The organism is Sphaerisporangium fuscum (assembly GCF_018531465.1).
In the GTDB taxonomy this organism is placed as follows: Bacteria; Actinomycetota; Actinomycetes; order Streptosporangiales; family Streptosporangiaceae; genus Sphaerisporangium; species Sphaerisporangium fuscum.
In genome coordinates, this window is sequence record NZ_JAHDTF010000012.1 from 218364 (window position 1) to 240756 (window position 22393).

General features: G+C 70.9%; 23 protein-coding genes. 14 read left to right on the forward strand and 9 right to left on the reverse strand.

Annotated elements, in window-relative coordinates; translation table 11 throughout:
• Positions 1-56 precede the first annotated feature (56 nt).
• On the forward strand, positions 57-1769 hold the full coding sequence (locus KIK05_RS16230) for a carbamoyltransferase family protein (protein ID WP_214411537.1): 1713 nt from the start codon (positions 57-59) through the stop codon (positions 1767-1769).
• On the opposite strand, the gene KIK05_RS16235 is transcribed toward KIK05_RS16230, so the two are convergent.
• On the reverse strand, positions 1766-3124 hold the full coding sequence (locus KIK05_RS16235) for a N,N-dimethylformamidase beta subunit family domain-containing protein (RefSeq protein WP_214411538.1): 1359 nt from the start codon (positions 3122-3124) through the stop codon (positions 1766-1768). The two genes, KIK05_RS16230 and KIK05_RS16235, sit on opposite strands and share 4 nt — an antisense overlap.
• A gap of 83 nt (positions 3125-3207) precedes the next feature.
• Here KIK05_RS16235 and KIK05_RS16240 point away from each other — a divergent pair, with 83 nt between their 5' ends.
• From KIK05_RS16240 to KIK05_RS16260, 5 genes are all read left to right on the forward strand, one after another.
• Positions 3208-4023 (forward strand): glycosyltransferase family 2 protein, encoded by an 816-nt coding sequence (locus KIK05_RS16240; protein ID WP_214411539.1) that lies wholly within the window; start codon positions 3208-3210, stop codon positions 4021-4023.
• The gene (locus tag KIK05_RS16245) at positions 3993-5069 is read left to right on the forward strand and encodes a glycosyltransferase family 9 protein (RefSeq protein ID WP_308249947.1); all 1077 of its coding nucleotides are present in this window, start codon (positions 3993-3995) and stop codon (positions 5067-5069) included. The genes KIK05_RS16240 and KIK05_RS16245 overlap by 31 nt, the downstream gene beginning before the upstream one ends.
• A gap of 176 nt (positions 5070-5245) precedes the next feature.
• Positions 5246-5518: a heavy-metal-associated domain-containing protein gene (locus KIK05_RS16250; protein ID WP_214411540.1), complete on the forward strand. Its 273-nt coding sequence runs from the start codon at positions 5246-5248 to the stop codon at positions 5516-5518.
• The gene (locus KIK05_RS16255; RefSeq protein WP_214411541.1) at positions 5515-6444 is read left to right on the forward strand and encodes a DUF8832 domain-containing protein; all 930 of its coding nucleotides are present in this window, start codon (positions 5515-5517) and stop codon (positions 6442-6444) included. Before KIK05_RS16250 ends, KIK05_RS16255 begins: the two co-directional genes overlap by 4 nt.
• A gap of 30 nt (positions 6445-6474) precedes the next feature.
• A complete protein-coding gene (locus KIK05_RS16260) occupies positions 6475-8700 on the forward strand; it encodes a heavy metal translocating P-type ATPase (RefSeq protein WP_214411542.1) in 2226 nt (741 codons plus the stop codon).
• A gap of 103 nt (positions 8701-8803) precedes the next feature.
• Here the strand turns inward: KIK05_RS16260 and KIK05_RS16265 are convergent, their stop codons facing one another.
• From KIK05_RS16265 to KIK05_RS16275, 3 genes are all read right to left on the reverse strand, one after another.
• Positions 8804-9694, reverse strand: a complete 891-nt coding sequence (locus KIK05_RS16265) for a D-alanyl-D-alanine carboxypeptidase family protein (protein WP_214411543.1) — start codon at positions 9692-9694, stop codon at positions 8804-8806.
• A gap of 236 nt (positions 9695-9930) precedes the next feature.
• Complete coding sequence (locus KIK05_RS16270; protein ID WP_214411544.1) at positions 9931-10323, reverse strand: hypothetical protein; 393 nt, start codon at positions 10321-10323, stop codon at positions 9931-9933.
• 507 nt (positions 10324-10830) lie between these two features.
• On the reverse strand, positions 10831-11190 hold the full coding sequence (locus tag KIK05_RS16275) for a DoxX family protein (RefSeq protein WP_214411545.1): 360 nt from the start codon (positions 11188-11190) through the stop codon (positions 10831-10833).
• A gap of 109 nt (positions 11191-11299) precedes the next feature.
• Between KIK05_RS16275 and KIK05_RS16280 the strand changes: the two genes are divergently transcribed.
• Positions 11300-12208 carry a LysR family transcriptional regulator gene (locus tag KIK05_RS16280; protein WP_214411546.1) on the forward strand — a complete coding sequence of 303 codons (909 nt, stop codon included), beginning with the start codon at positions 11300-11302 and terminating at the stop codon, positions 12206-12208.
• On the opposite strand, the gene KIK05_RS16285 is transcribed toward KIK05_RS16280, so the two are convergent.
• Positions 12196-13140: a helix-turn-helix transcriptional regulator gene (locus KIK05_RS16285; RefSeq protein WP_214411547.1), complete on the reverse strand. Its 945-nt coding sequence runs from the start codon at positions 13138-13140 to the stop codon at positions 12196-12198. The genes KIK05_RS16280 and KIK05_RS16285 overlap by 13 nt on opposite strands.
• A gap of 86 nt (positions 13141-13226) precedes the next feature.
• Between KIK05_RS16285 and KIK05_RS16290 the strand changes: the two genes are divergently transcribed.
• The 5 genes from KIK05_RS16290 to KIK05_RS16310 all read left to right on the forward strand — a co-directional run bounded on the left by KIK05_RS16290 (position 13227) and on the right by KIK05_RS16310 (position 17346).
• Complete coding sequence (locus KIK05_RS16290) at positions 13227-13631, forward strand: VOC family protein (RefSeq protein WP_214411548.1); 405 nt, start codon at positions 13227-13229, stop codon at positions 13629-13631.
• Between the two features lie 242 nt (positions 13632-13873).
• The gene (locus KIK05_RS16295) at positions 13874-14170 is read left to right on the forward strand and encodes a hypothetical protein (protein WP_214411549.1); all 297 of its coding nucleotides are present in this window, start codon (positions 13874-13876) and stop codon (positions 14168-14170) included.
• An 81-nt stretch (positions 14171-14251) separates the two neighbouring features.
• Complete coding sequence (locus KIK05_RS16300; protein WP_214411550.1) at positions 14252-15448, forward strand: acyltransferase family protein; 1197 nt, start codon at positions 14252-14254, stop codon at positions 15446-15448.
• 47 nt (positions 15449-15495) lie between these two features.
• Complete coding sequence (locus tag KIK05_RS16305; protein ID WP_214411551.1) at positions 15496-16191, forward strand: TetR/AcrR family transcriptional regulator; 696 nt, start codon at positions 15496-15498, stop codon at positions 16189-16191.
• A 15-nt stretch (positions 16192-16206) separates the two neighbouring features.
• Entirely contained in the window at positions 16207-17346 is a 1140-nt protein-coding gene (locus tag KIK05_RS16310) for an FAD-dependent oxidoreductase (RefSeq protein WP_214411552.1), read from the forward strand.
• On the opposite strand, the gene KIK05_RS16315 is transcribed toward KIK05_RS16310, so the two are convergent.
• Together KIK05_RS16315 and KIK05_RS16320 are read right to left on the reverse strand one after the other, a co-directional pair.
• On the reverse strand, positions 17343-17927 hold the full coding sequence (locus KIK05_RS16315) for a TetR/AcrR family transcriptional regulator (RefSeq protein ID WP_214411553.1): 585 nt from the start codon (positions 17925-17927) through the stop codon (positions 17343-17345). The two genes, KIK05_RS16310 and KIK05_RS16315, sit on opposite strands and share 4 nt — an antisense overlap.
• Positions 17928-18007: 80 nt before the next feature.
• On the reverse strand, positions 18008-18580 hold the full coding sequence (locus KIK05_RS16320) for a snapalysin family zinc-dependent metalloprotease (protein WP_214411554.1): 573 nt from the start codon (positions 18578-18580) through the stop codon (positions 18008-18010).
• Positions 18581-19291: 711 nt separating this feature from the next.
• On the opposite strand from KIK05_RS16320, the gene KIK05_RS16325 reads away from it, so the two are divergent.
• Together KIK05_RS16325 and KIK05_RS16330 are read left to right on the forward strand one after the other, a co-directional pair.
• Positions 19292-20725 (forward strand): MFS transporter, encoded by a 1434-nt coding sequence (locus tag KIK05_RS16325; RefSeq protein ID WP_214411555.1) that lies wholly within the window; start codon positions 19292-19294, stop codon positions 20723-20725.
• A 107-nt stretch (positions 20726-20832) separates the two neighbouring features.
• Positions 20833-21114, forward strand: coding sequence for a metal-sensitive transcriptional regulator (locus tag KIK05_RS16330; RefSeq protein WP_214411556.1), 282 nt, complete (start codon positions 20833-20835; stop codon positions 21112-21114).
• Positions 21115-21274: 160 nt separating this feature from the next.
• Here the strand turns inward: KIK05_RS16330 and KIK05_RS16335 are convergent, their stop codons facing one another.
• Together KIK05_RS16335 and KIK05_RS16340 are read right to left on the reverse strand one after the other, a co-directional pair.
• Positions 21275-21901, reverse strand: a complete 627-nt coding sequence (locus KIK05_RS16335; protein WP_214411557.1) for a DUF305 domain-containing protein — start codon at positions 21899-21901, stop codon at positions 21275-21277.
• 68 nt (positions 21902-21969) lie between these two features.
• Positions 21970-22371, reverse strand: a complete 402-nt coding sequence (locus KIK05_RS16340) for a DUF6153 family protein (protein WP_214411558.1) — start codon at positions 22369-22371, stop codon at positions 21970-21972.
• Positions 22372-22393: the final 22 nt, after the last annotated feature.

Sequence of the window (22393 nt, forward strand, 5' to 3'; positions counted from 1 at the left end):
TATGGATGGCTTTGTCCGGTTCGCGGGTATCTCCCGACTAGCGAGGAGGGACCAGGATGACGGACGTTCCCATCGTTGTCGGTATCAACCGCACCCAGGACGGATCGATCGCGGTCGCACGGGGCGCGTCCGAGATGTACAGCCTGCAGAAGGAGCGCGTCAGCCGCCGCAAACACCACTGGGGACGGCTCGGCGACCTGCCGGACCGCTACCTGCCCCGGATGCCGCTGCTGAAGGACCCCGTCGACCTGGTGGTCGAGGGCTACTCCTCCGACACCGAGATCGGGAACCTCGACGCCTACCGCGAGGAACTGCGCAGGACGCTCGACCTGAAGCCGGACGCGCGGGTCGTCCTCGTCTCCCACCACCTGTCCCACCTGTACAGCGCGTTCCACCCCTCCCCGTTCGACCACGCCGCGGGCCTGGTGATCGACGCCCAGGGCAGCCACGTCCGCGACCTCACCGAGCAGGTGGACCTGCCGCCGGGCACGGGCGGGCACATGCTGGAGATCGGCTCGTTCTACCACTGCGAGCGCGGCCGCCTCTCCTGCCTGGCCAAGCAGGTCTGGGACGGCGACTGGACCCGCCCGGCCGGGCTCGGCTGCTTCTACGCGCTGCTGACCAAGATGCTCTGGCCTTCCGGCGAGGGCAACGAGGGCAAGGTCATGGGCCTCGCCCCCTTCGGCGACCCGGACGCCCTGGGCCTGCCCGACCTGGAGGTGCGCGGGCACGAGGTCCTCATCCCCGAGGAGTGGACGAGGACGTTCGAGCGCCACGACGACGCCTACCGCTACCTCGCCGACGGCCCCGAACGCTTCGCCCGCTGCGCCGATCTCGCGGCGGCGGGGCAGCGGGCGTTCGAGAACGCCCTGGCGCGGCTCGCCGAGTGGCTGCACGAGCGGACCGGCGAGACGAACCTGGTGTTCGCCGGCGGGACGGCGCTGAACTGCTCGGCCAACGGCATCCTCATCCGCCGCTCGCCCTTCCGCGCGGTGTTCATCCCGCCGAGCCCCCACGACGGCGGCACCGCCGTGGGGTGCGCGCTGTACGGTCTCATCGCCTGCCTCGGCGTGGAGAGCCGGTTCCGCTGGACCGACGACTTCCTCGGCCCGGAACCGGACGCGGACGAGCTGGCCGCCGCCGTCCGGAACCTGCCCGCCGATCTCGTGGCCGAGCGGCCCGCCGACCTGGCGGGCGCGATGGTGGCGCTGCTGTCGAACGGGCGCGTCGTCGGCCTGCACCAGGGACGCAGCGAGTCCGGCCCGCGGGCGCTCGGCAACCGCAGCATCCTCGGCGACCCGCGCAGGCCGGAGATGCAGGACTACATCAACTTCGAGGTGAAGGGCCGCGAATGGTTCCGGCCGCTCGCCCCGCTGGTCCTGGCCGAGCACGCCGGGCACATCTTCGAGGTGGACCGCCCCGCGCCGTTCATGCAGTACGCCGCCAACGTACGCCCCCGGTACCGCAGGCGGCTGCCCGCGATCACCCACGTCGACGGCACCGCCAGGCTGCAGACCGTGGAGAGGGGTTCGACGCCCTTCCTGCACACCCTGCTGACCAGGTGGTTCGACTGGACCGGCTGCCCCGTCCTGATCAACACCTCCCTCAACGGCCCCGGCGACCCGCTGACCGAGACCCCCGAACAGTCGATCGAGACGCTCCGCAAGACGAACATGCACGCCCTGGCGATGCCCCCCTACCTGATCCGCAAGCGCGAAGAACCCCCCATCCCCGGCGAGGACTGGCAACCTCCGGCCAGACCCCACTAGCCCAGGCGGTCCAGGACGTTACGGGTGATCTGCCGGACCACGGGGCAGGTGGTCAGGGCGCGGGCCCAGTCGGTGGTGGCGGCGGTGAAGACCGTGCCGCCCCGGGTGTGGATCCCCATCGTCGCGGCCCCGTTGCCGAGCCCCCACCCGCTCGCCCGGGCGTCGCCCACGCCGAGGATGACGAACTCCTCGGGCGTGCCGTCGCGGCCGGTGGGAACGGCGTGACCGTCCCTGCGGTACGCCTGCCGGTCGAACTCCGCCCCGTCGCATTCGTACCCGACCAGGTACTCCCGTTCGCCGAACAGCTCGCCGTCCCGCACCCCGGTGCCCTCGTACACCCAGTGCCCCGCGTTCTGCACCCGGTACCCCACCGGCACCGGGTGCTCGTCCCGGTCGCGTTCGCCGCCGTTGCGGAAGCTCACCCCGGTCAGCCCGTTCTCGGGCCGCCCGAGCTCGTGCCAGAATCCCGTGCGCGAGAACGTCACCTCGTCGTGGAACACCACCCGCCACCAGCACGTGTTCCCCCCGAAGAACGCCGCCGCGCCCCCGCCCGCCACGTGCCCCTCGACGGCCGCCCGCATGGCGTCGCTCCAGTACTCGTCGTGCCCGACGCTGACGAGCAGCCGGTACGGGGCCAGCAGCTCCGGGCCGTACCGGTGCAGGTCGACGTCGGTGCAGTAGTCCGCGCCGTACCCCTGCCGCTCCATCCAGCCGATGAAGCGCCCGTCCCAGTGGGCGAAGGTCTGGCGGGGGGTGGGGTCGAACGGGTCGAAGTTGCCGATGTCGTACGGCGTTCCGCCCGTACCGCCACCCGGCCGGTGCAGCCCCACGGCCGCGGGCGCTCCCGGCGGCAGCTCCTCTGGGCGGGGCATGTTGTACAGGCACCAGTGGCCGCGCCCGGTGGCGGGGTCGTACTCCTGCCCGTCGACCAGGTTGTAGGCGTGGTAGGTCAGCAGTGGGATCTTGTAGAGCACGGCCGCGGACGGACGCGCCGGACGTACGACGAACAGGGCCTTCGCCTCCCGCCCGTCCGCCGTCGTCCGGTCCGGCGTGGACGACTCCCGCCCGTCGCCGTCCCCCTCCACCAGGACCGCCACGTAGACCCCCGTCCGCCTGGGGGCGGGCAGCGGGTACCCCGGCCAGCCCGCGCGGCCGTCGCCTGGTTCGCCCCAGTCCTGGAACGGCAGGCGCGGCGGCGCGTTCCGGCCCGGCAGCCACTGTGACACCCCGTACGGCACCAGTTCGGCGCCGCACCGGTAGAACTCCACCCGGAACGCCGGGGCGTCGGTCGCCACGCGAAGCGTCAGCCGGTCCCCTGCCCGCGGGCTCGGCTGCTCCACGTAGCCTCTGATCATCTGTCCCCCCTCAGTCCAGCTACCCGCCGCCAGCGGTGCGGACGCCGTCGTTTGCCCAGGTCGGCGGGGGGTAGCCACGCGCTATGGGAGATCCTGCAGATCTGGACGTGCTGATTCCCACCAGGGATCGTCCAGCGGCGCTGGCGGTGACGCTGGCGGGCCTCGCGGCGCAGACGGCCGCGGGTTTCCGCGTCGTGGTCTCCGACCAGTCGGAGGTCCCCGTCGCCGAGGACGCCCTGGTGGCCGCCGCGGTCAGGATCCTCCGTCACCGTGACCGTCCCGTCGAGGTGCTCCGCCACGTCCCGCCGCGTGGCCTGGCCGAGCAGCGCCAGTTCCTGCTCGACCAGGCGGCCCGCCGGTACGTGCTCTACCTCGACGACGACGTGTGGCTGGAGCCGGACGCCGTGGAGGTGCTGCTTTCGGCCGTCGAGGAGCTGGGGTGCGGTTTCGTGGGCTTCGCGCTGCACGGCCTGTCGTACCGGGACGACCTACGGCCCCACGAGCTGCTCCCGTACGAGGAATGGACCTCCACGGTGCTTCCCGAGCGGATCCGGCGTCACGACCCGCGATGGTGGCGCCACACCCTCCACAACGCCGCCAACCCGCTGCACCTGGCGCGGCGGGTGGGCACGGGCCGGGCCTGGTGGCCCTACAAGGTGGCCTGGATCGGCGGCTGCGTCCTCTACGACCGCGAGCGGCTGGTCGAGTGCGGTGGTTTCGAATTCTGGCGCTCGGTGCCCCCGGCCCACTCCGGGGAGGACGTCGTCGCCGAACTCCGCGTCATGGAGAGGTACGGCGGGGCGGGTCTGCTGCCGAGCCGCGCCTACCACCTGGAACTGCCGACCACCGTGCACGACAGAAGCGCCGAGTGCTACGACTACGTCCTGGACTCGCCGTGACCGGCGGGGTGCTGGTCGAGGGAGTGGAGCGCGTCGTGGTCCTGCGGGCCAACGCGCTCGGCGACTACCTGGTGGCCGTGCCCGCGATCGAGGCGCTCAGGCGGGCCTACCCGGACGCCTCGGTCACCCTGATCGGCACCCCCTGGCACGCCGCGTTCCTCGCGGGGCGCCCGGGGCCGGTGGACGACGTGGTCGCCCTGCCGCTCGTCACGGGGCTCTCCACCCAGAAGAGCGGGCATCTCCTGCCGGTCGGGCTCCTGGAACGGCTCCGGGAACGGCGTTTCGACCTGGCCGTGCAGATCCACGGCGGGGGACGCCACTCCAACCCGTTCGTCCGCAGCCTCGGCGCCCGGGTGACGGCCGGCCTGCGCACCCCGGACGCCGAACCTCTGGATCGCAACGTGCCCTACCTGTACTTCCAGCACGAGACGCTGCGGTTCCTGGAGGTGGCGGCCCTGGTCGGCGCCACCACCGCCGATCTGGAGCCCCGGATCACGGTCACCGGCGCCGACCGGGCCGAGCTGGCGGCCGCCCTCGGGGAGCCGCCGCCCGGGCTGGTCGCGGTCCATCCCGGCGCCAGCGACCCGCGGCGCCGCTGGCCCGCCGACCGCTTCGCCGCCGTCGCCGACCGGCTCGGCCGTCCGACCGCGGTGACCGGCACCCCCGCCGAGAAGGACCTGGTCACCGAGACCGTCGCCGCGATGCGCACGCCTGCGACGCCGGTCCTCGACCTCAGCGTCGGAGGCCTGGCCGCGCTGTACGAACGGTGCGCGCTGTTGATCTCCAACGACACGGGCTCCCGCCATCTGGCCGCCGCCGTCGGCACACCGACGGTTGGTATCTACTGGTGCGGCAACCTGATCAACGCCGGCCCGCTGACCAGGGCCGATCATCGTCCCCTGATCTCGTGGACGACGAGGTGCCCCACCTGCGGCGTCAGCGGTGTCGACGTCACCGCCGACCGTTGCGAGCACGACCCTTCGTGGGTGTCCGACATCCCGGTCGAAGCCGTGCTCACCCAGGCCACCGACCTCCTCGGCCGCTGAAGCGGCTCTGCCACCGACCGTCTCCACCGGCTCGGTGCCACAGGTGTCGACAGAGATTTCGAACCTGTGTACGAGTCTGTGGAAACTGTGGATAACTTCGTCCACTGGACACCCTAGGGGGGTATGTTATAGTTCCAGTCACGAGATACCCCCCTCGGGTAAGAAAGGATGAACCCATGTGCACTGCTTGCGCCTGCGGCACCGATGAGCGTTCCACCGCGACGGTCGAGATCGAGGACAAGAACGCGAACATCTACGGGGTGAGCGGCATGACCTGCGGCCACTGCGTCTCGTCGGTCTCCGCGGAGATCGGCCAGGTCCCGGGCGTCACCGGTGTCGACGTCGACCTGGCCGCCGGGGCCGTCACCGTCAGCGGTACCGGGTTCTCCGACGAGGAGATCCGCGCGGCGGTGGAGCGGGCAGGCTACGAAATGGCCGGCCGGCCGTGAACGCGCCCGCGAAGATCGGGGCGTACGTCCTGGGGCTCGCCGTGGTCTTCGGCGGGGCGTTCGGAGCCGGTGGCGCGGTGGGCGGCGACATGCCGCCCGCCGCGGCCGGCCACGGCGCCCACGCCGAGAGCGGGCACGGGGGGTCCGCCGAGACGGCACCGGTCCCGGGAGGGCTGCAGGTGTCCCAGGACGGCTACACCCTGACCCCGCTGACCAGAGCGATCAAGCCGGGGGAGGCGACCGACTTCAGGTTCGCCGTCACCGGCCCCGACGGCAGGCCGGTGACCGCCTACCAGGTGGAGCACGACAAGAAGCTGCACTTCATCGTGGTTCCACGTGACCTCGGCGGCTTCCAGCACCTGCACCCGAGCATGGCCGCCGACGGCACGTGGTCGGTCCCGCTCACCCTGCCCACCCCCGGCACCTACCGGGCGTTCGCCGACTTCACCCCGGAGAACGGCGACGGGATCACGCTCGGCGTCGACCTGTACGCCCCTGGGGGGTATGAGCCGAAGCCGCTCCCGGCGCCGAGCCGTACCGCCGAAGTGGACGGCTACAGCGTCACCCTCGACGGCGACCTGGTCCCCGGCCGGTCGAGCGAACTGACCCTGACGGTGAGCAAGGACGGCAAGCCGGTCACCGACCTGCAGCCCTACCTCGGCGCCTACGGGCACCTGGTGGCCCTGCGCGACGGCGACCTGGCCTACCTGCACGTGCACCCCGACGGGGAGCCGGGCGACGGCAGGACGACGGCGGGTCCGGGGATCACCTTCTACGCCGAGGTGCCCAGTGTGGGCGACTACCGGCTGTTCCTCGACTTCCAGCACGGCGGCACCGTCCGCACCGCCGCCTTCACCGTCCGCGCCGCCGCCACCCCGGCGTCCGGCCCGGCGGAGCCCAGCGGGCACGGCGAGCACGGCCACTGACGCCGAGTACGACGCTAGACAGGAGAGATCATGTCCTCCATCACCGATGAGCGGTCGGTCGAACTCTCGATCGGCGGTATGACCTGCGCATCCTGTGCCAACCGGATCGAGCGCAAGCTGAACAAGCTCGACGGGGTGACCGCGACGGTCAACTACGCGACCGAGAAGGCCAAGGTCACCTTTCCCGAGGGGCTCGACCCGCAGGACCTGGTGGCCGAGGTGGAGAAGGCCGGATACACCGCCAAGCTGCCCGCCCCGCCCAGACCCGAGACGACGGCGGCTCCCGATGCCGAGCAGGAGGACGAGCTGAGGCCGCTGCGCCACCGGCTCGTCACCTCCGTGGTGCTGGCGGTGCCCGTGGTGATGATGGCCATGATCCCGGCGTTGCAGTTCACCAACTGGCAGTGGCTGTCGCTGACGCTCGCCGCTCCGGTGGTCGTCTATGCCGGGTGGCCGTTCCACAGGGCCGCCTGGACGAACCTGCGGCACGGCGCGGCGACGATGGACACCCTGATCTCCCTTGGCACCATCGCCGCCCTGGCCTGGTCGCTGTGGGCCCTGTTCTTCGGCACCGCCGGCACCCCCGGCATGACCCACCCGTTCGAGTTCACCATCGAGCGCTCCGACGGCTCCGGCAACATCTACCTGGAGACCGCCGCGGCGGTGACGGCGTTCATCCTGGCCGGCCGCTATTTCGAAGCCCGCTCCAAGCGGCGGGCGGGGGCGGCGTTGCGGGCGCTTCTGGAGCTGGGCGCCAAGGACGTGGCGGTGCTGCGCGGCGGTGCGGAGGTCCGCGTCCCCACCGACCAACTGAAGGTCGGCGACCGGTTCGTCGTCCGGCCCGGCGAGAAGATCGCCACCGACGGCGTCATCGAAGAAGGCAACTCCGCCGTCGACGCCTCGATGCTGACCGGTGAGTCGGTGCCCGTCGAGGTGCGGCCGGGGGACGGGGTGACCGGCGCGACGGTGAACGCCGGGGGCCGCCTGGTCGTCCGTGCCACCCGGGTCGGTTCCGACACGCAGCTCGCGCAGATGGCCAAACTGGTCGAAGAAGCCCAGACCGGTAAGGCGCAGGTGCAGCGGCTGGCGGACCGGATCTCGGGGATCTTCGTCCCGATCGTGATCGCCCTGGCCATCGGCACCCTCGGATTCTGGCTCGGCACCGGGCAAGGGGTGGCGGCGGCGTTCACGGCCGCGGTGGCGGTGTTGATCATCGCGTGCCCGTGTGCTCTGGGGTTGGCCACTCCCACTGCTCTGCTCGTCGGCACCGGCCGGGGCGCCCAGCTCGGGATCTTGATCAAGGGGCCGGAGGTGCTGGAGTCGACCCGGAAGATCGACACGGTGGTCCTGGACAAGACCGGCACGGTCACCGAAGGCAGGATGACGCTGGTCGGCGTGCACGTGGCCGAGGGTGAGGACCGTGACCAGGTGCTGCGTCTGGCCGGCGCCCTGGAACACGCCTCCGAACACCCGATCGCGCAGGCCATCGCGCGGGCCGCCGCCTCCACGGCGAGTGTGGAGGACTTCACCAACATCGAAGGCCTCGGTGTCCAGGGAATCGTGGAGGGGCATGCGGTGCTGGTCGGACGGCCCCGGCTGCTGGAGGAATGGTCGCAACACCTGCCCGTCGAGTTGGAGCGCAAGCTCCAGGACGAACAGGCCGCCGGTCGCACCGCCGTCGCGGTCGGCTGGGACGGCGAGGCCCGTGCGGTGCTGGTGGTGGCCGATGTGGTCAAGCCGACCAGCAAGGAGGCCATCACACAGCTTCGCGCCCTGGGCTTGACCCCGGTGTTGCTGACCGGGGACAACGAGGCGGTGGCCAAGGCCGTCGCCGGTGAGGTGGGCATCGATGAGGTGATCGCCGAGGTGTTGCCCGCTGACAAGGTCGAGGTGGTCAAGAGGCTTCAGGGTGAGGGCCGCGCGGTCGCGATGGTGGGGGACGGGGTGAACGACGCCGCCGCACTCGCTCAGGCCGATCTGGGGCTGGCGATGGGGACGGGTACCGATGCGGCCATCCAGGCCTCGGATCTGACTCTTGTGCGTGGTGATCTGCGGGTGGCGGCGGACGCGATCCGGTTGTCGCGCCGTACGCTGGGCACGATCAAGGGGAATCTGTTCTGGGCGTTCGCCTACAACGTTGCCGCTTTGCCGCTGGCCGCCGCTGGGTTGCTAAACCCGATGATCGCTGGGGCCGCGATGGCGTTCTCCTCGGTCTTCGTCGTCAGCAACAGCCTCAGACTCCGCCGCTTCAACTGAACATGCCCCCGCCTGACGACCCTCGGCATCACGAGGGTCGTCAGGCACGTTTCCGGCGTCTCCCACGCGAGGCGGGTTCACGGTGAACCCGCAGGGGGACGCTCTAGGCCGCCGCTCGGCTCTGCGCGGACGCGGCACCCCAGTCCAGCAGGGACGCGGCCGTGTCGAAGCGGCGCGCGGAGACCTCCTCGCCGAGGATCACGCCGACCAGACGGTGCCCGGCCCGGTCCGCCGCGAAGGTCAGGCAGAAGCCGGCGTTGCTGGTGAAACCGGTCTTCACGCCCAGCACACCGGGCTCACCGAGCATCTTGTTGGTGCTGGTCCAGGTGTAGGCCTGGTGCTCCTGGGTCTCGTCCAGCGAGTGACTCTGCGTGGAGACCACGGTCCTGAACCTGTCGTCGCGCAGGGCGAGTGCGGCCAGCCGCGCCTGGTCCCGGGCGGTGGAGTAGCCGTCGCCGTCCGGCGTGGGGAGCCCGTCGGCGTTGACGTAGTGGGTGTCGCGCAGCCCGAGCTGGTGGGCGGTGGCGTTCATCTTGGCGACGAAACCGCCGACGCCGGGGCCGTAGAAACGGGCCAGTGCGTGGGCGGCGTCCGCGCCCGAAGGCAGCAGCAGGCCGTACAGCAGCTCCTTGACCGGGATCCGGTCGCCGGGGTGCAGATCGGCGGCCGCGGCGCCGCCGTCCTCGGCGTACTGCACGTCTTCCCCGCTGATCGGGATGCTGTCCCCGGGCTTGGCCTCCTTGAGGACGACGTAGGCGGTCATCACCTTGGTGAGGCTCGCGATCGGCATCCGCTCGGCGGCGTTGTCGTCCAGCAGTGATTTACCGCTGGTGGCGTCCAGGAGGTAGACGGCGCGCCCGAATACCTCCGGGGCGAGGCGCGTCTGAACCGAATGGGCGGCGGGCGCGGACTGGGCGAGGACCGGCGAACAGACCCCTGTGACCAGGGCTGACGTGGCGGCGAGGCCGCTTACCAGAAGTTTCCACTTACGCACGGCATTTAGCGTGCCATGGCGTTTGGGATGCTTTTATTGGGCAATAGGTAAAAATCTCGGCGATCCCCGAAACGAATGGGATGGGCGATGTTTCTGAGGACTGCGATGTGCGGCGCCTCGATACCGGGAAGCGCCCGTCCAGGATTTCCGGCCGACGGCATGGCGGCGATCTCCGTCCTGTCACGAACACGACCGGCTCGCCCGGCCGTCCGTCCCAGAATCCGGCGCCGGACGCTTCACAGGTCGGTGTCCCGGCGCCGCCGGCGGGCCAGGTAGAGGAGCAAGGCGCCGAGCAGCACGGCCGCCGTCCCGCCGCAGGCCGTGAGCAGGAGAGCCGCCCGGTCGGCGCCGGTGAAGGGCAGATCTCCGGGGGCCGGCGCCGGCCGGCCGGGCTCGCCGCCACCGGCCGGCGGGGCCCCGCCGCCGTAGGTGCCGTTAGCGGATTCGCCGGACGTCCCGGTCTCCCCGCCGCGGTCGGTCTGATGGCCGCCGGTCATGTCGGCGAGTTCCCCTCCGGTGATGACGATCTCCTCAGCGGTGACGTCGTCCCCGGAAGAGGCTTCGAGGGACCCGGTTACGTGCCGCCGCGGCCGGACGCCGGGCTTCGCCGGGTGGATGTCCGGTCGCACCGTCTTCTCCACGTCGGGCGGACCGGCGGCCGGGGTCGTGGTGACCGGACCCGTCGGAACACCGGTCGACCGAGGGGACGGCGAGTCGGTGGGCCAGGGGGATGGCGAGTCGGTGGGCCACGGGGTCGGTGGGCCGGTCGGAAGAGGCAGCACCTGGAAGGTCACCTCCGTGGACCCTGAGGACGTCCGGCCGGGGTCCGGCGGCTGGTCAGCCCCCGGAATGTGTGCCCCGGCGGGTCGTCCGTCGTGGACGACGGAACCCGTGACGGGAGGGCGGAGGGTGAGCGCCATCGCCGCCTCCACGCCCAGCAGGACCGGCGCCACGCGTCTGCCCATCATTCCTCCCGCTGCCGCCCATGCGTGTCCAGTGGATGAATATCTTTATCTTTCCGGACTTTGCCCGTTTCGCCACTGATCTCACGGTGAATGCGGCTTATTGCTTCGGCGGTGATTCCCCCTTTTATTCGCTGTGTAGCGATGGAGGGAAAATGGGGTGATTCTTTGCTGTCAGAACTGTGTGGCCGAGGCGAGGGCGAGGGACGCGACGGCCAGCGCGAAAAAGGGTCCGGGCCCCGAGGCGATGTTGTGGAGCACGCGGGAGCGGACGTGCACGGCGATGGCGCCGGCGAAGAACAGGACGAGCCCGACGGCGGCGGCGATCCCGATGAGGCGAACGCCGAGGAGCCCGAGCAGGAGCCCGGCCGCGCCGGCGGCCTTCAGGGCGCCCAGCAGCGGGATCCAGGACGGCGGGATCCCCACCGCGGCCGAGTTGGCGAGCACGAACTTCGCCCGGACGAAGTCGGCGAGGGCGGCCCCGGCGTTGGCCACGATCGTGATGACGGTGACGGCTACATATGCGATGGACATGCGTATGCCTCGGTTCGGCGAGAAAGGTGATGAAGGGCGGGAGAACGCACCCACGAGTCTTGTCCAGCGCCCTCTTGGCGTCCAATACCTGCGTCTATAGCCTGATGGCATGGATGTCGACACGAGATTGCTGCGGTATTTCATGGCCGTGGCGGAGGAAGGAAGTCTCACTCACGCCGCCGGCCGGCTTTTCGTGTCACAGCCGACGCTCACCAAACAGATCAAGCAACTCGAGGCCCAGCTCGGAGTGCGGCTGTTCACGCGCTCCCGGGCCGGCATGGCCCTCACCGAACCAGGCCGGGCCCTGGCGCGACGGGTGCCCACCCTGCTGGCCGACTGGGACCGGGCGCTGCGGGAGACCAAGCACGTCGCCGCCCGGGCGTCACGCGTACTGCGGGTCGGCTTCCTGGCCAGCGCCGCCAACGAGGCCACCCAGCACATCATCGCGGCGTTCGCCGGCCGCCGTCCGGGCTGGAGGGTCGACATGCGGCAGGCCTCCTGGTCGGACCCGACCGCCGGACTCGCCGCCGGGGACGTCGACGTCGCCCTGCTGCGCCTTCCCTTTCCCGGCCAGGACGCCCTGCGGGTGGAGGTGCTGTTCACCGAGCCCCGCTGGGTCGCGCTGTCCACGGCACATCCGCTGGCCGGCCGCGACCTGATCCCTTTCCGGGAGCTGTGGGAGGAGCCGTTCGTGGCGGCCCCATCCGAAACAGGCCGGTGGCGGGACTACTGGCTGGCCGCCGACGAGCGTGACGGCAATCCGGTCCGCGTGGGCGCCGTCACCCACCAGCCCGACGACTGGCTGAGCGCCATCGCCAACGGCTACGGGATCGCCCTGGCCCCGGAATCCGCCGCCCGGTACTACGCGCGCCCCGGCGTGACCTACCGCCCCGTCAGCGGGGTCAGCCCCACCGAGGTGGGCGTCGCATGGGCACCCGCCGACGACACCAACCCCGTCGTCCGGGATTTCGTGCGCTGCTGCATGGACAGTGGGCCATCCGAGGTTCAGCGGGGGTAGCGGCCGAGGAGCTCGGCGCCGATGCGGGCGAGTTCGTCCTGGACGGAGCGTGGTTCGAGGACGTCGACCGTCGCACCCCAGCCGGCGAGATCACGGGCGATGTCCAGAGGGGTCGGGGCGGCGAGCCGCACCCGGACACGTCCGTCGCCGTGTTCGCCGTCGGTGTGGCAGTGCCGTCCGAACCGGTGGCGCAGGATCCGTACGAACCGCTCCTCGACCAGCACGGTCGCCCAGATGCGTGAGCGTCGTCGCTCGATCTCGTCGACGACCTCCTGCCAGGCCGTGGCGAGGACGAAGTCGTCGGGGCGTGCGGCGGGCTGGTCGGTCGGCTCGGCCCGGACGATCCGGTCGACGCGGAAGGTGCGCCGCCCTCGGTCGGTTCCCGCCAGCAGGTACCAGACGTCGTCCTTGTCGACGAGCCCCCATGGATCGACCAGCCGTTCGGTCACTTCCCCGGCATGCCCCGCGTAGGTCAGACGGACCTTGCGGCGCCGGATGACGGTGGACTGCAGCAGGTCGACCGTCGCGGGTCGTGGACGGTCGTGCGCGCCCCACCCGACGGGGTCGATCACGGTCGCGTCGGTGGCGGCCTGGGCGTCGGCCCGGAACGTCGGGGGCAGGGCCCGCACGAGTTTGCGCAGCGCCGCCTTGGCCTCGGCGGAGACGGCCGCGGCGGGGCCGACGAGCAGGAACAGCGCCTGCGCCTCGGCCGCCGTCAGACCGCTGAGGTCGGTGCGGGCCCCGCCGACCAGGGACCAGCCGCCACCGCGGCCGGGCTGCGGATAGACCGGGACGCCCGCCGTCGCGAGCGCCTCCAGGTCGCGGCGGGCGGTGGCGACCGACACCTGGAGTTCGGCGGCCAGCTCGGCCGCGGTCACCCGGCCCCGGGACTGCATCAGCAGCACAACGGCCACCAGACGGTCAGCGCGCATACCCTGATTCTCCAGCAAAGTGCTCAGGAGATGAGCACTTTGGATCGGAGGATGGGGACGTCACCCGCTGAGAAGGGATCCATCCGATGTTGCGAGGCCTCACCACCGTCAGCTTCTTCGCCGACGACGTCACCGCCGCCGCCCGCTGGTACACCGAACTGCTCGGCATCGAGCCGTACTTCACGCGCCCGGTGGAGGGCGCGCCCGTCTACGTCGAGTTCCGCGTCGGGGACCACCAGCACGAGCTCGGCATCATCGACGGCCGCTTCGCCCCCCGCCCCCGCCCGGAGGAGGCCGGCGGCGCGGTCATCTACTGGCATGTGGACGACGTCGAGGCCGCCTTCGAGCGGCTGCTGTCCCTGGGCGCCACGGCGTACGAAAAGCCGGTCGAGCGCGGGCCCGGGTTCGTCACCGCCTCCGTGGTCGACCCCTTCGGCAACGTCCTCGGCGTCATGTACAACCAGCACTACCTGCGGGTGTCGGGCCACTGACGCGGGGGGTGCTCCCACCCCGTCGCCCATTCGGGCAAATCAGGAAATATCAGCCGGAAAGATATAATGAGATGTTAAATAGCTGCCAAGATGCTGTTTTCGCTGTTTGTCACGCCATGTCCCAGGCAAAACCCTAGGTGGGCAAGCTCTGAAACGAGTCGCCTGGCGCATGCATCGCGAATCAGCGTGATAAATGCCTTCGCCGGGCGGCCCGACATCAAGGGGGAAACGCGATGCCCGGCATGATCAAGAGATTCGCCACAATGCTCGCCGTCACGGTCGCGCTCACCGGGGGCCTCGTCGGGCTGAGCACCGTGGCGGCCACCGGCGCCACCGCGTCGGCCGCCGTCACCGCCGGCGGTGACTGGGGCGAGGGTGGCCACGGTGGATGGAGCGGCTGGGACGGCGGCGGTCACCACGGCCACCACGGGCACCACGGCAAGTGGGGCGGTGGCCACAACAAGTGGAGCAGCTGGGGAGACGATTTCGATTTCGATTTCGACTTCCCTCTCTGGGGGTTCACGGACTCTTGGTGGTGACCGATCCTCTCCGGCTTCACCGTGACGAGTGAGCCGGGGCGCCGCCGGCACAGGCTTCTCCGTCGATGCGCCGCGGCGACCATGACGCCCCCCGGCCGCCTCGCCTGGCTGGACGCGCTACGCGGTCTCGCCGCGCTCGCGGTGCTGGCCGAGCACCTGCTGCCGTGGGTCGTCCCGTCGCTGCGGCCGTACCGGTTCAACCTCGGCCTCTACGGCATTCTTGTCTTCTTCCTGGTCAGCGGCTACATCATCCCCACCTCTCTGGAGCGCCGCGGGGACGTGAAGGCGTTCTGGGTCGCCCGGTTCTTCCGCCTCTACCCGCTGTATCTCACCGTCATCGTCCTGGTCCTCGCCATGAGCGTCTGGATACCCGTACGGGACGAGGTCCCGCGGGACGCCTCGGCGGTGGCGGCGCACGCGACCATGCTGCTCGACGTCGTCGGCATGGCCGGCGTGGCCGACACCATGTGGACGCTGTCCTACGAGATGGTGTTCTATCTGCTGGTCACCGCGCTGTTCGCGACCAGGGCGCACACGGCGAGCGGCGTGCCGGCCGTCCTGTTCGGCCTCGCCGCCGTCGCCGCGGGGCTCTTGCTGCCGGCACCCCCACTGACGGGCGCCTGGGTCGCCTACGGCTCGTGCGCCGTGTTCGTCGTCGGACTGGTGTGCGTGATGACCGGCCGGTTCCGGACGGCCGCGGCCTGCGTCCTCGGGGTGGTGGCACTCGCCCTGCTGCTGTCGAGCAGCCGGACACCATGGTTCGGCGCGGCCGTCCTGGCGGTGATGTTCACCGGCACGGTGATCTATCGATGGGAGCAGGGCACGGGCTCGCTCTGGCCGGTGGCCGCCGCCGCCGTGCTCGTGGCGCTGTCTCCCGTCCGGGCCGTTCAGACCGGATGGTGGTGGGTCGAGCCGGACGTCTGGATCACGACGATCGCCCTGGCCGGTGCGACGTTCGCCGGCGCGATGGCCCTGCGGCGCCGGCGCCTGCCACGGCTCCTCGTCGGGGCGGGATTGATCAGCTACTCGCTGTATCTGGTGCACCATCCACTGCTCAAGCTCTTCACCAGGATCACCGGTGATCTGCGGTGGTCGCCGCTCCACGTGCAGATCCCCATGGCGGTGACCTTCGTGCTCCTCATCGTGCTCGCCAGTTCAGTGACGTACCGATCGGTGGAGAGACCCATGCAGCGACTCGGGCGCCGTCTCACCGCCGCGCACGCGTCGAAGGACGAATCACGGCGGCCCGCGCAGGAGGCGCGGCACCTCGGCGGCTGATGCGCGCGAACTTGTTCGCGACGAACATGTTCGTTATCGTTGACCGCATGGCTCCCCGAACACCTGCGCCGCGCAGCCGCCGCGAACGGCCCGCCAAGCCCGCCCTCACCTACGACGGCATCGTCGCCACGGCCGTGCGGCTCATGGAGACCGAAGGCCTTCAGCGCGTCACGATGCGACGGCTGGCACAGGAGCTCGACACGGGGCCGGCGTCGCTGTACGTGTACGTGGCCAACACCGCCGAGCTGCACGCGGCGATCCTGGAGGAAATGCTCGGCTCCGTCGACCTGAGCCCGGCCACCGCACAGGGAGACTGGCGCGACCGCCTCGCCGCCGTGCTCGGCTCCTACACCCACGTTCTGTTCCAGCACCCCAGCCTCGCCAACTCCGCGCTGGTCGCCCGCCCGACGGGCCCCAACTACCTGGCACTGGTCGAGACGATCCTCGCCCTTCTCCATGAGGGCGAGGTGCCGGACGCGCAGGCCGCGTGGGGGGTGGACGTGCTGCTCCAGGTTGCCACCGCCACCGCCGCCGAGCAGTCCACGCGCGACCGCGAGATCGCCGCCGAGGACGAACAGCGTGCCTTCGTCGCCGCCCTGCGCGGGGTCTCGGCCGAGACACATCCCCGGATCGCGGCCCTCGGCGACGAACTCGTCTCCGGAACTCCGGAGCAGCGCCTGGCCTGGGTCTTCCGTGCCCTCGTGAACGGCACCCGGACGACCCCGCGGACCGACTCCCTCTGAGGTGAACACACCACCATGGACCCTGCACACCACCCCATAGCCGTCATCGGAGCCGGTCTCGGCGGCCTGACCCTCGCCCGCGTCCTGCACGTCAACGGCATCGAGACGGCCGTCTTCGACCTCGACGCCCACCGGCACGCCCGCCCCCAGGGCGGCATGCTCGACATCCACGAAGAGTCCGGTCAGGCCGCCCTGCGCGCCGCCGAGCTGCACGACGACTTCCTCAAGCTGGTGCTCCCCGGCGGGGAGGCCATGCGGATCCTCGACAAGCACGCCACCGTGCTGATGGAAGAGGACGACGAACGGTCCTCCCACGGCCGCCCCGAAGTCGACCGCGGCCGGTTGCGCGACCTGCTGCTCGACTCCCTCCCGCCCGGCACGGTGCGCTGGGGCTCCAAGGTCACCGCCACCCGGACCCTGGATGACGGCCGGCACGAGGTCACGCTCGACGACGGCGCCGTCTTCACCACCGACCTGCTGATCGGGGCGGACGGCGCCTGGTCCAGGGTCCGCGCGCTCGTCTCCGATGCCGAGCCGGCCTACGCCGGCGTGTCGTTCGTCGAGACCCGTCTCCGGGACGCGGACGAGCGGCATCCGCGCGCCGCCGCCCTGGTCGGCGGCGGCATGCTGTTCGCCCTCTCCGACGCCAAGGGCTTCCTCGCCCACCGCGAGTCCGACGGCAGCCTCGACGTCTACACCGCGCTCAAGATCGAGCGGTCCTGGCTCGACGACATCGACTTCACCGACACCGAAGCGGCCAAGAAGGCCGTGCTGGACCACTTCGCCGACTGGCACCCCGGCCTGCGCGCCCTGGTCGCCGACGCCGACGGCATGCTCGTCCCCCGCCCGATCGTCGCCCTGCCCGTCGGCCACCGCTGGGAACGGGTCCCCGGCGTCACCCTGCTGGGCGACGCGGCGCACGTGATGTCGCCGTTCGCGGGCGAGGGGGCCAACAACGCCATGCAGGACGGCGCAGAACTCGCCCGAGCCCTCGTGGCCCACCCCGGCGACGTCGAGGTCGCGCTGGCCGCGTACGAACAGCCGATGTTCCTCCGCGCGGAGGCCGCCGCGGCCGAGTCGGCCGCGAACCTGGTCGTCTGCTTCGCCGACGACGCCCCCAAGGGGCTCCTGGCCCGGTTCGCCGCCTACCGCTAGGTGAGGGAGTCGAGCCAGCGGGTGAGGCGGGCTCCTTGGCCGGTCATGACCTCCGGGTCGCGCAGGGCGTTGGCCAGGAGTGACATGCCCTGGTAGGCGCCCACGAACGTGAGCGCGAGGTCGTCGGGGTCGGGCAGGCCCAGCTCGCGGAACTGGTGCGCCGCCCAGTCCAGGAGCAGCCGGAGGACCCTGCCCGCTTCCAGGTCGAGGCCTCCTTCGGCGCGTTTGTCGAGTTCGACGGCCAGGGTGCCGGTGGGGCAGCCGTAGCGGGCCGCGACGTCGCGCTGGCCGACCCAGGCCTCGACCAGGGCCTTCAGCCGCTGGATCGGGTCGGGGAGCTTGTCGAGTTCGTGGGTGAGCTGGGCGAGACGCCCGGCGTGCTCGCCGAGGGCGGCCTGGATCAGGTCGTCCTTCGTCTTGAAGTAGTAGTAGACGTTCCCGACGGGCACCTCGGCGGCGGTGGCGATGTCGGCGATGGTGGTGCGCTCCACGCCCTGCTGGTGCAGAACGCGGGCCGCCGCGGCCGTCAGCCGCTGCCGCTTGTCCGATCCCCGCGCGGACGCCCTCGTTGAGTTGGTCACCTTACTAACTATAGGCACGAGCCCCCGGGCCCGGCCGCGACAGGCCGGAACCCGGAGGCGTGGCTCCGCCGGGAGTCCCGCTACGGTGCCGGGACCAGGTCGCCGGCGGCGTCCGGGCGGTCGACGTAGAGCTTGTCGAACGCGGCGAGCGGCAGAGAGCCGGCGAAGTTGGCGTCGACCTGCCTGCGCTCCGCCGGGCTGGGGTTGGCGTTGGTGCAGCTGACCGGGGCACTGTGACCGGACATCAGGTCGCTGCAGAGGCCGGTACGCCGGTCGGGCAGACCGAGAATGTGCCCCATCTCGTGGGTGGCGATGCGCAGGGGATAGTAGCCCTCGGCGGTCGCCTCCCTGCCCATCCAGATGGTGCCCCGGCCCAGGCTGGTGGTGCTCGTGCGGGGCCAGCCGTTGTCGGCGAGCACCACGAAGTCGGCGGGTGTTCCCGCCGCGAGCCGGACGTTGGTGACGCTGGCGTTCCAGACCTGGGCGGCCTGATCCATCACGGTGCGGAACTCGGCGGCCCGGCTGGCGTCGTACCGGAGTACGCGCGCCGCGCTCGCCGAGGGGGCGGCCGCCTGGGCGGGCGACACGGTGGACAGGAAGGCCAGTCCCAGGAGCAGGACCGAGAGGGTGCGGAGGAACCTTGCCACGCGCATAAGGGTCTCCTCAGTCGGGGGTGACCACCACGAGGCGCACCGAAGGGATCATCGGCGCGGGCACGCCGATGACCGGTGGACTCCTCGGGTGGGAGGCTTCCGCCAACGTACGCGCGACGCGCCCGGCCGGGGATACGCCAGTTCCCCCCTACTACGGTGATATGGGACCGCCCCGCATGGGCGGCTCCAGCGCCGGAAGAACGCCGTGCGGATCTCGTGCGTCAGGCCGCGGGCCATCATTTTCCCTTCGAGGGCGCGCCGTGGATCCACCTGACGTCGAGGGAGCCCGGGATGGGCGCCGCGCTGGTTGGTCGGTCTTCTCTGCGTGCTCGTGCCCCCGGCGCCGACGACGGGCATCGGAGCCGCCGCCACGAAACAGCGGACATGGCGCTGACCGGCGGCTTTTCGCAGACCTTCGCAGCGCCGCCTCCGCTTGATAAACCCCCAGGGGGTATGTTACGTTCCTCCCGTTCGCGAAGCTACCCCCTAGGGGTATTCGTTATGGGAGGCACCGGCACCACATGTTCAGGCGTCGTCGGCGGCATGGGCACGTCGGCGGCCGCGTCCCAAGCGTCTTCCGGCCGTCGACATGAACGGTGGGCGTGCACTGGCATGCACGCCCACCCGCGGGGCCGGACCGGTTCGAGATCACACACCCAACCCCCTCTCGCATCCTCCCATCAGCGGGATCGCGAGGAACAGGAGTACGGCATGAACGCCATCAGCCCGCGCAGATGGCAGGCACTCATCGTGCTCGCCGCCGCGCAGTTCATGGTCATCATGGACACTTCGATCATCGGTGTCGCGCTTCCCGACATTCAGCGCGACCTCGGCTTCACCCAGAACACCCTGCAATGGGTCTTCAACGCCTACGTCATCGCCTTCGGCGGCCTGCTGTTGCTCGGTGGCCGGCTGTCCGACCTCCTCGGCGCCCGCAAGGTCTTCACCGCCGGTTGGATCATCCTCATCGCCGGATCGGCCGTCGCGGCCGCGGCGGGTGACGCCTGGATCGAGATCGCCGGCCGTGGCGTGCAGGGCGTCGGCGGCGCACTGATCGCACCCGCTTCCATGACCCTGCTCATGAGGCTCTTCGGCCACGACCAGCGCGAACTGGGCAAGGCCATGGCCCTGTACGGCGCCGCCGCGCCCGCCGGTGGCACCGCCGGCGTCTTCCTCGGCGGCGTCATCACCGAATACCTCAGCTGGCCATGGGTCTTCATCGTCTACATCCCGATCGGCGTGGCGACCCTGCTGGCCGCACCCGCCCTGTTGCCCGCCGTGGGCGGCAGGCGCGGCTCGGTGGACGTCCTCGGCGCGATCGCGGTCACCGCCGGCCTCGCCCTGGCCGTGTTCGCCATCGTGCGGGCGCCCGAGCAGGGCTGGGGCTCGGCCGCCACCGTGCTGGAACTGGCCGGAGCGGTCGTCCTCCTCGCGCTGTTCCTGGTCATCCAGCGGGCGGTCCGCGAGCCGCTCATGCCGCTCGGCATCTGGCGCACCCCCGGGCTCGCCACGGCCAACCTCGCGATGGCGCTGCTGGGGGCCGCCTGGATCCCGATGTGGTACTTCCTCAACCTCTACCTCCAGCAGGTTCTGGACTACACGGCCTTCCCCAGCGGTGCGGCGCTGCTGCCGATGACGATCACCGTCATGATCTTCATGATCGGCATCACGGCCCGCCTGCTCGGCCGGTTCGGCGCCAAGCCGCTGATCGTCATCGGCCTGCTGGTCCTGGGGGCGGGAGTGGCGGGGCTGTCGCTGGTCAGGCCGGACGGCGCCTTCGCCAGTGACGTCCTGCCGGCCTCGATCGTCGCCGCGATCGGCATGTCCCTGGCCTACATTCCCGCGATGATGTCGGCGATGTCCGGGGTGCGTCCGGAGGAGAGCGGCCTGGCCTCCGGCATCGTCAACACCACCTACCAGGTGGGCTCGGCCCTCGGCCTCGCCGTCATGATGGCGATCGCCACCGTCCAGGGCGCTTCCGAGCTGGGGAACGCGGCCAAGCTCACCGACGGCTTCCAGGCGGCATTCATCGGAGCAGGGGTGGTCGCGGCGGCCGGCGCCGTCCTCGGCCTGCTGCTGATGCGCACGCCGAAGGCCGGTGCCGGAGCCGCCGTGCAGACGGAGACGGAGTCGCTGGGCGCGTGATGAGGGCGCGGGGCGTCTCGGTACGCCCCGCGCCCTTCCCGGCTCCCGTGCAATACCCAGGGGGGGTACGGCGTTGTGGTACGTGAGACGGTGAGAGGGGTGCGAAGATGACCGGATACACCGACAGCAAGCAGGACCACCTGCGACGGCTTCGCCGCGTCGAAGGCCAGGTCCGCGGACTCCAGCGCATGGTCGAAGAGGACAAGTACTGCATCGACGTCCTCACCCAGGTGTCGGCCGCCACCAGTGCGCTGCGGTCCTTCGCGCTCTCCCTGCTGGAGGAGCACATGGCGCACTGCGTCGCCGACGCCGCCGCCAAGGGCGGTGAGGAGGCCCAGGCCAAGGTCAAGGAGGCCTCCGACGCCATCGCCCGCCTGGTCCGTTCATGAGACCGGCGGAAGGACCGCTGTGAGCGGCGCCCGGATCGGACGCCGCCGTGTCGTCTCGCCGGCACCTCCGGCGAGCAACCGGTCGAGGCACGGGTACGGCTCCGGCTCGGCGAACTCGTGGGGCGGGTGACCGGCACCCGCCCCACGGCCTGCTGTCAGCTCACCCGGCGCGCAGCAGCTGCTTCATCCTGGTGATCTCGCTCGTCTGGCCGGCGACGATGGCGTCGGCCATTTCCTTGGCCGGGGCGTAGGCGCCCGCGCTCCGCTCCTGCTCGGCCATCGTGACCGCACCCTCGTGATGCTTGATCATCATCTCCAGGAAGGCCTTGTCGAAGGCACGCCCCGACAACCCCTCGAGATTCTTCATGTCGTCGTCCGACATCATGCCCTCCATGCCGTGGTGCATCGAGGGCATGTCGCCCTTGGGCACCTGGAGTCCCCAGCGGCTCAGCCAGCCGCTCATGGTCTTGATCTCGGGCTCCTGGGCGGCCATGATCTGCTCGGCGAGCCGCTTGACCTCGGCGCTGGAGGCTCGCTTCGCGGCCGGCTCGGCCATCTCGACCGCCTGCCGGTGATGGGGGATCATCATCGTGGCGAACATCGCGTCCTGGTCGTTGTGGCCGGCCGACGTGCCCGTCGGAGAGCTCGGAGCGGAGCCGGTGGGGCTCGACGACATCGACGGCATCGCCGGCGCGTCGTGGCCGGCCGCCGCGTCCTGACCCCCGCAGGCGGTCGCGAGCAGACCGGCCACGGCGAGACCGGCCGTGGCGAGGACGAAACGCTTCATGAGTGGGAAAACCTCCGTGCTTGATCTGTGACTGATCTCCGTGGCGGCCGGCGGCCGCAGAGAGTCGATCACCGTCGAAGCACGCAGAGCGTCGCCAGGGTGGGGCCTCGGGGCAGGAGCGCCGGCGCCGGTCTCGGCACCAGGTGGTGAGCGACGTCGCTGACGGCGGCGAGGCTCGCCATGAGGACGCGGGCCACGAGCAGCGCCAGCGCCGCCATGAGGATCATCGCCAGGCAGACCTCGCCGCCACCGTGCTGCGGGTGGGAGGGCATCTGCCGGTCATGGCCCTGGGATGTCATCGGCAGCATGCCGGAATGGCTCACGTCGGCGAGCACCACGCTCGGCATGGGCGCGGGCCCGGGCGTCGGCTGCACGCCGTGCATGGCCAGCAACCCCGCAACTATCGTGCATAGCAGGATCAGGCCGGCCGCGGATCGGCCGAGCAGCTCCCGTATGCCACGTCGCGTCACGGACCCACACTACCGGCTCCGA

What these genes read in the sequence shown, in the direction of transcription:
- KIK05_RS16285 (WP_214411547.1), bottom strand. Translation starts at nt 13,140, where the DNA reads ATGCGCGCTGACCGTCTGGTGGCCGTTGTGCTGCTGATGCAGTCCCGG.
- KIK05_RS16320 (WP_214411554.1), bottom strand. Translation starts at nt 18,580, where the DNA reads ATGCGCGTGGCAAGGTTCCTCCGCACCCTCTCGGTCCTGCTCCTGGGA.
- KIK05_RS16250 (WP_214411540.1), top strand. Translation starts at nt 5,246, where the DNA reads ATGTGCACTGCTTGCGCCTGCGGCACCGATGAGCGTTCCACCGCGACG.
- KIK05_RS16335 (WP_214411557.1), bottom strand. Translation starts at nt 21,901, where the DNA reads ATGAAGCGTTTCGTCCTCGCCACGGCCGGTCTCGCCGTGGCCGGTCTG.
- KIK05_RS16290 (WP_214411548.1), top strand. Translation starts at nt 13,227, where the DNA reads ATGTTGCGAGGCCTCACCACCGTCAGCTTCTTCGCCGACGACGTCACC.
- KIK05_RS16260 (WP_214411542.1), top strand. Translation starts at nt 6,475, where the DNA reads ATGTCCTCCATCACCGATGAGCGGTCGGTCGAACTCTCGATCGGCGGT.
- KIK05_RS16300 (WP_214411550.1), top strand. Translation starts at nt 14,252, where the DNA reads ATGACGCCCCCCGGCCGCCTCGCCTGGCTGGACGCGCTACGCGGTCTC.
- KIK05_RS16230 (WP_214411537.1), top strand. Translation starts at nt 57, where the DNA reads ATGACGGACGTTCCCATCGTTGTCGGTATCAACCGCACCCAGGACGGA.
- KIK05_RS16280 (WP_214411546.1), top strand. Translation starts at nt 11,300, where the DNA reads ATGGATGTCGACACGAGATTGCTGCGGTATTTCATGGCCGTGGCGGAG.
- KIK05_RS16325 (WP_214411555.1), top strand. Translation starts at nt 19,292, where the DNA reads ATGAACGCCATCAGCCCGCGCAGATGGCAGGCACTCATCGTGCTCGCC.
- KIK05_RS16330 (WP_214411556.1), top strand. Translation starts at nt 20,833, where the DNA reads ATGACCGGATACACCGACAGCAAGCAGGACCACCTGCGACGGCTTCGC.
- KIK05_RS16310 (WP_214411552.1), top strand. Translation starts at nt 16,207, where the DNA reads ATGGACCCTGCACACCACCCCATAGCCGTCATCGGAGCCGGTCTCGGC.
- KIK05_RS16240 (WP_214411539.1), top strand. Translation starts at nt 3,208, where the DNA reads ATGGGAGATCCTGCAGATCTGGACGTGCTGATTCCCACCAGGGATCGT.
- KIK05_RS16235 (WP_214411538.1), bottom strand. Translation starts at nt 3,124, where the DNA reads ATGATCAGAGGCTACGTGGAGCAGCCGAGCCCGCGGGCAGGGGACCGG.
- KIK05_RS16275 (WP_214411545.1), bottom strand. Translation starts at nt 11,190, where the DNA reads ATGTCCATCGCATATGTAGCCGTCACCGTCATCACGATCGTGGCCAAC.
- KIK05_RS16305 (WP_214411551.1), top strand. Translation starts at nt 15,496, where the DNA reads ATGGCTCCCCGAACACCTGCGCCGCGCAGCCGCCGCGAACGGCCCGCC.
- KIK05_RS16295 (WP_214411549.1), top strand. Translation starts at nt 13,874, where the DNA reads ATGATCAAGAGATTCGCCACAATGCTCGCCGTCACGGTCGCGCTCACC.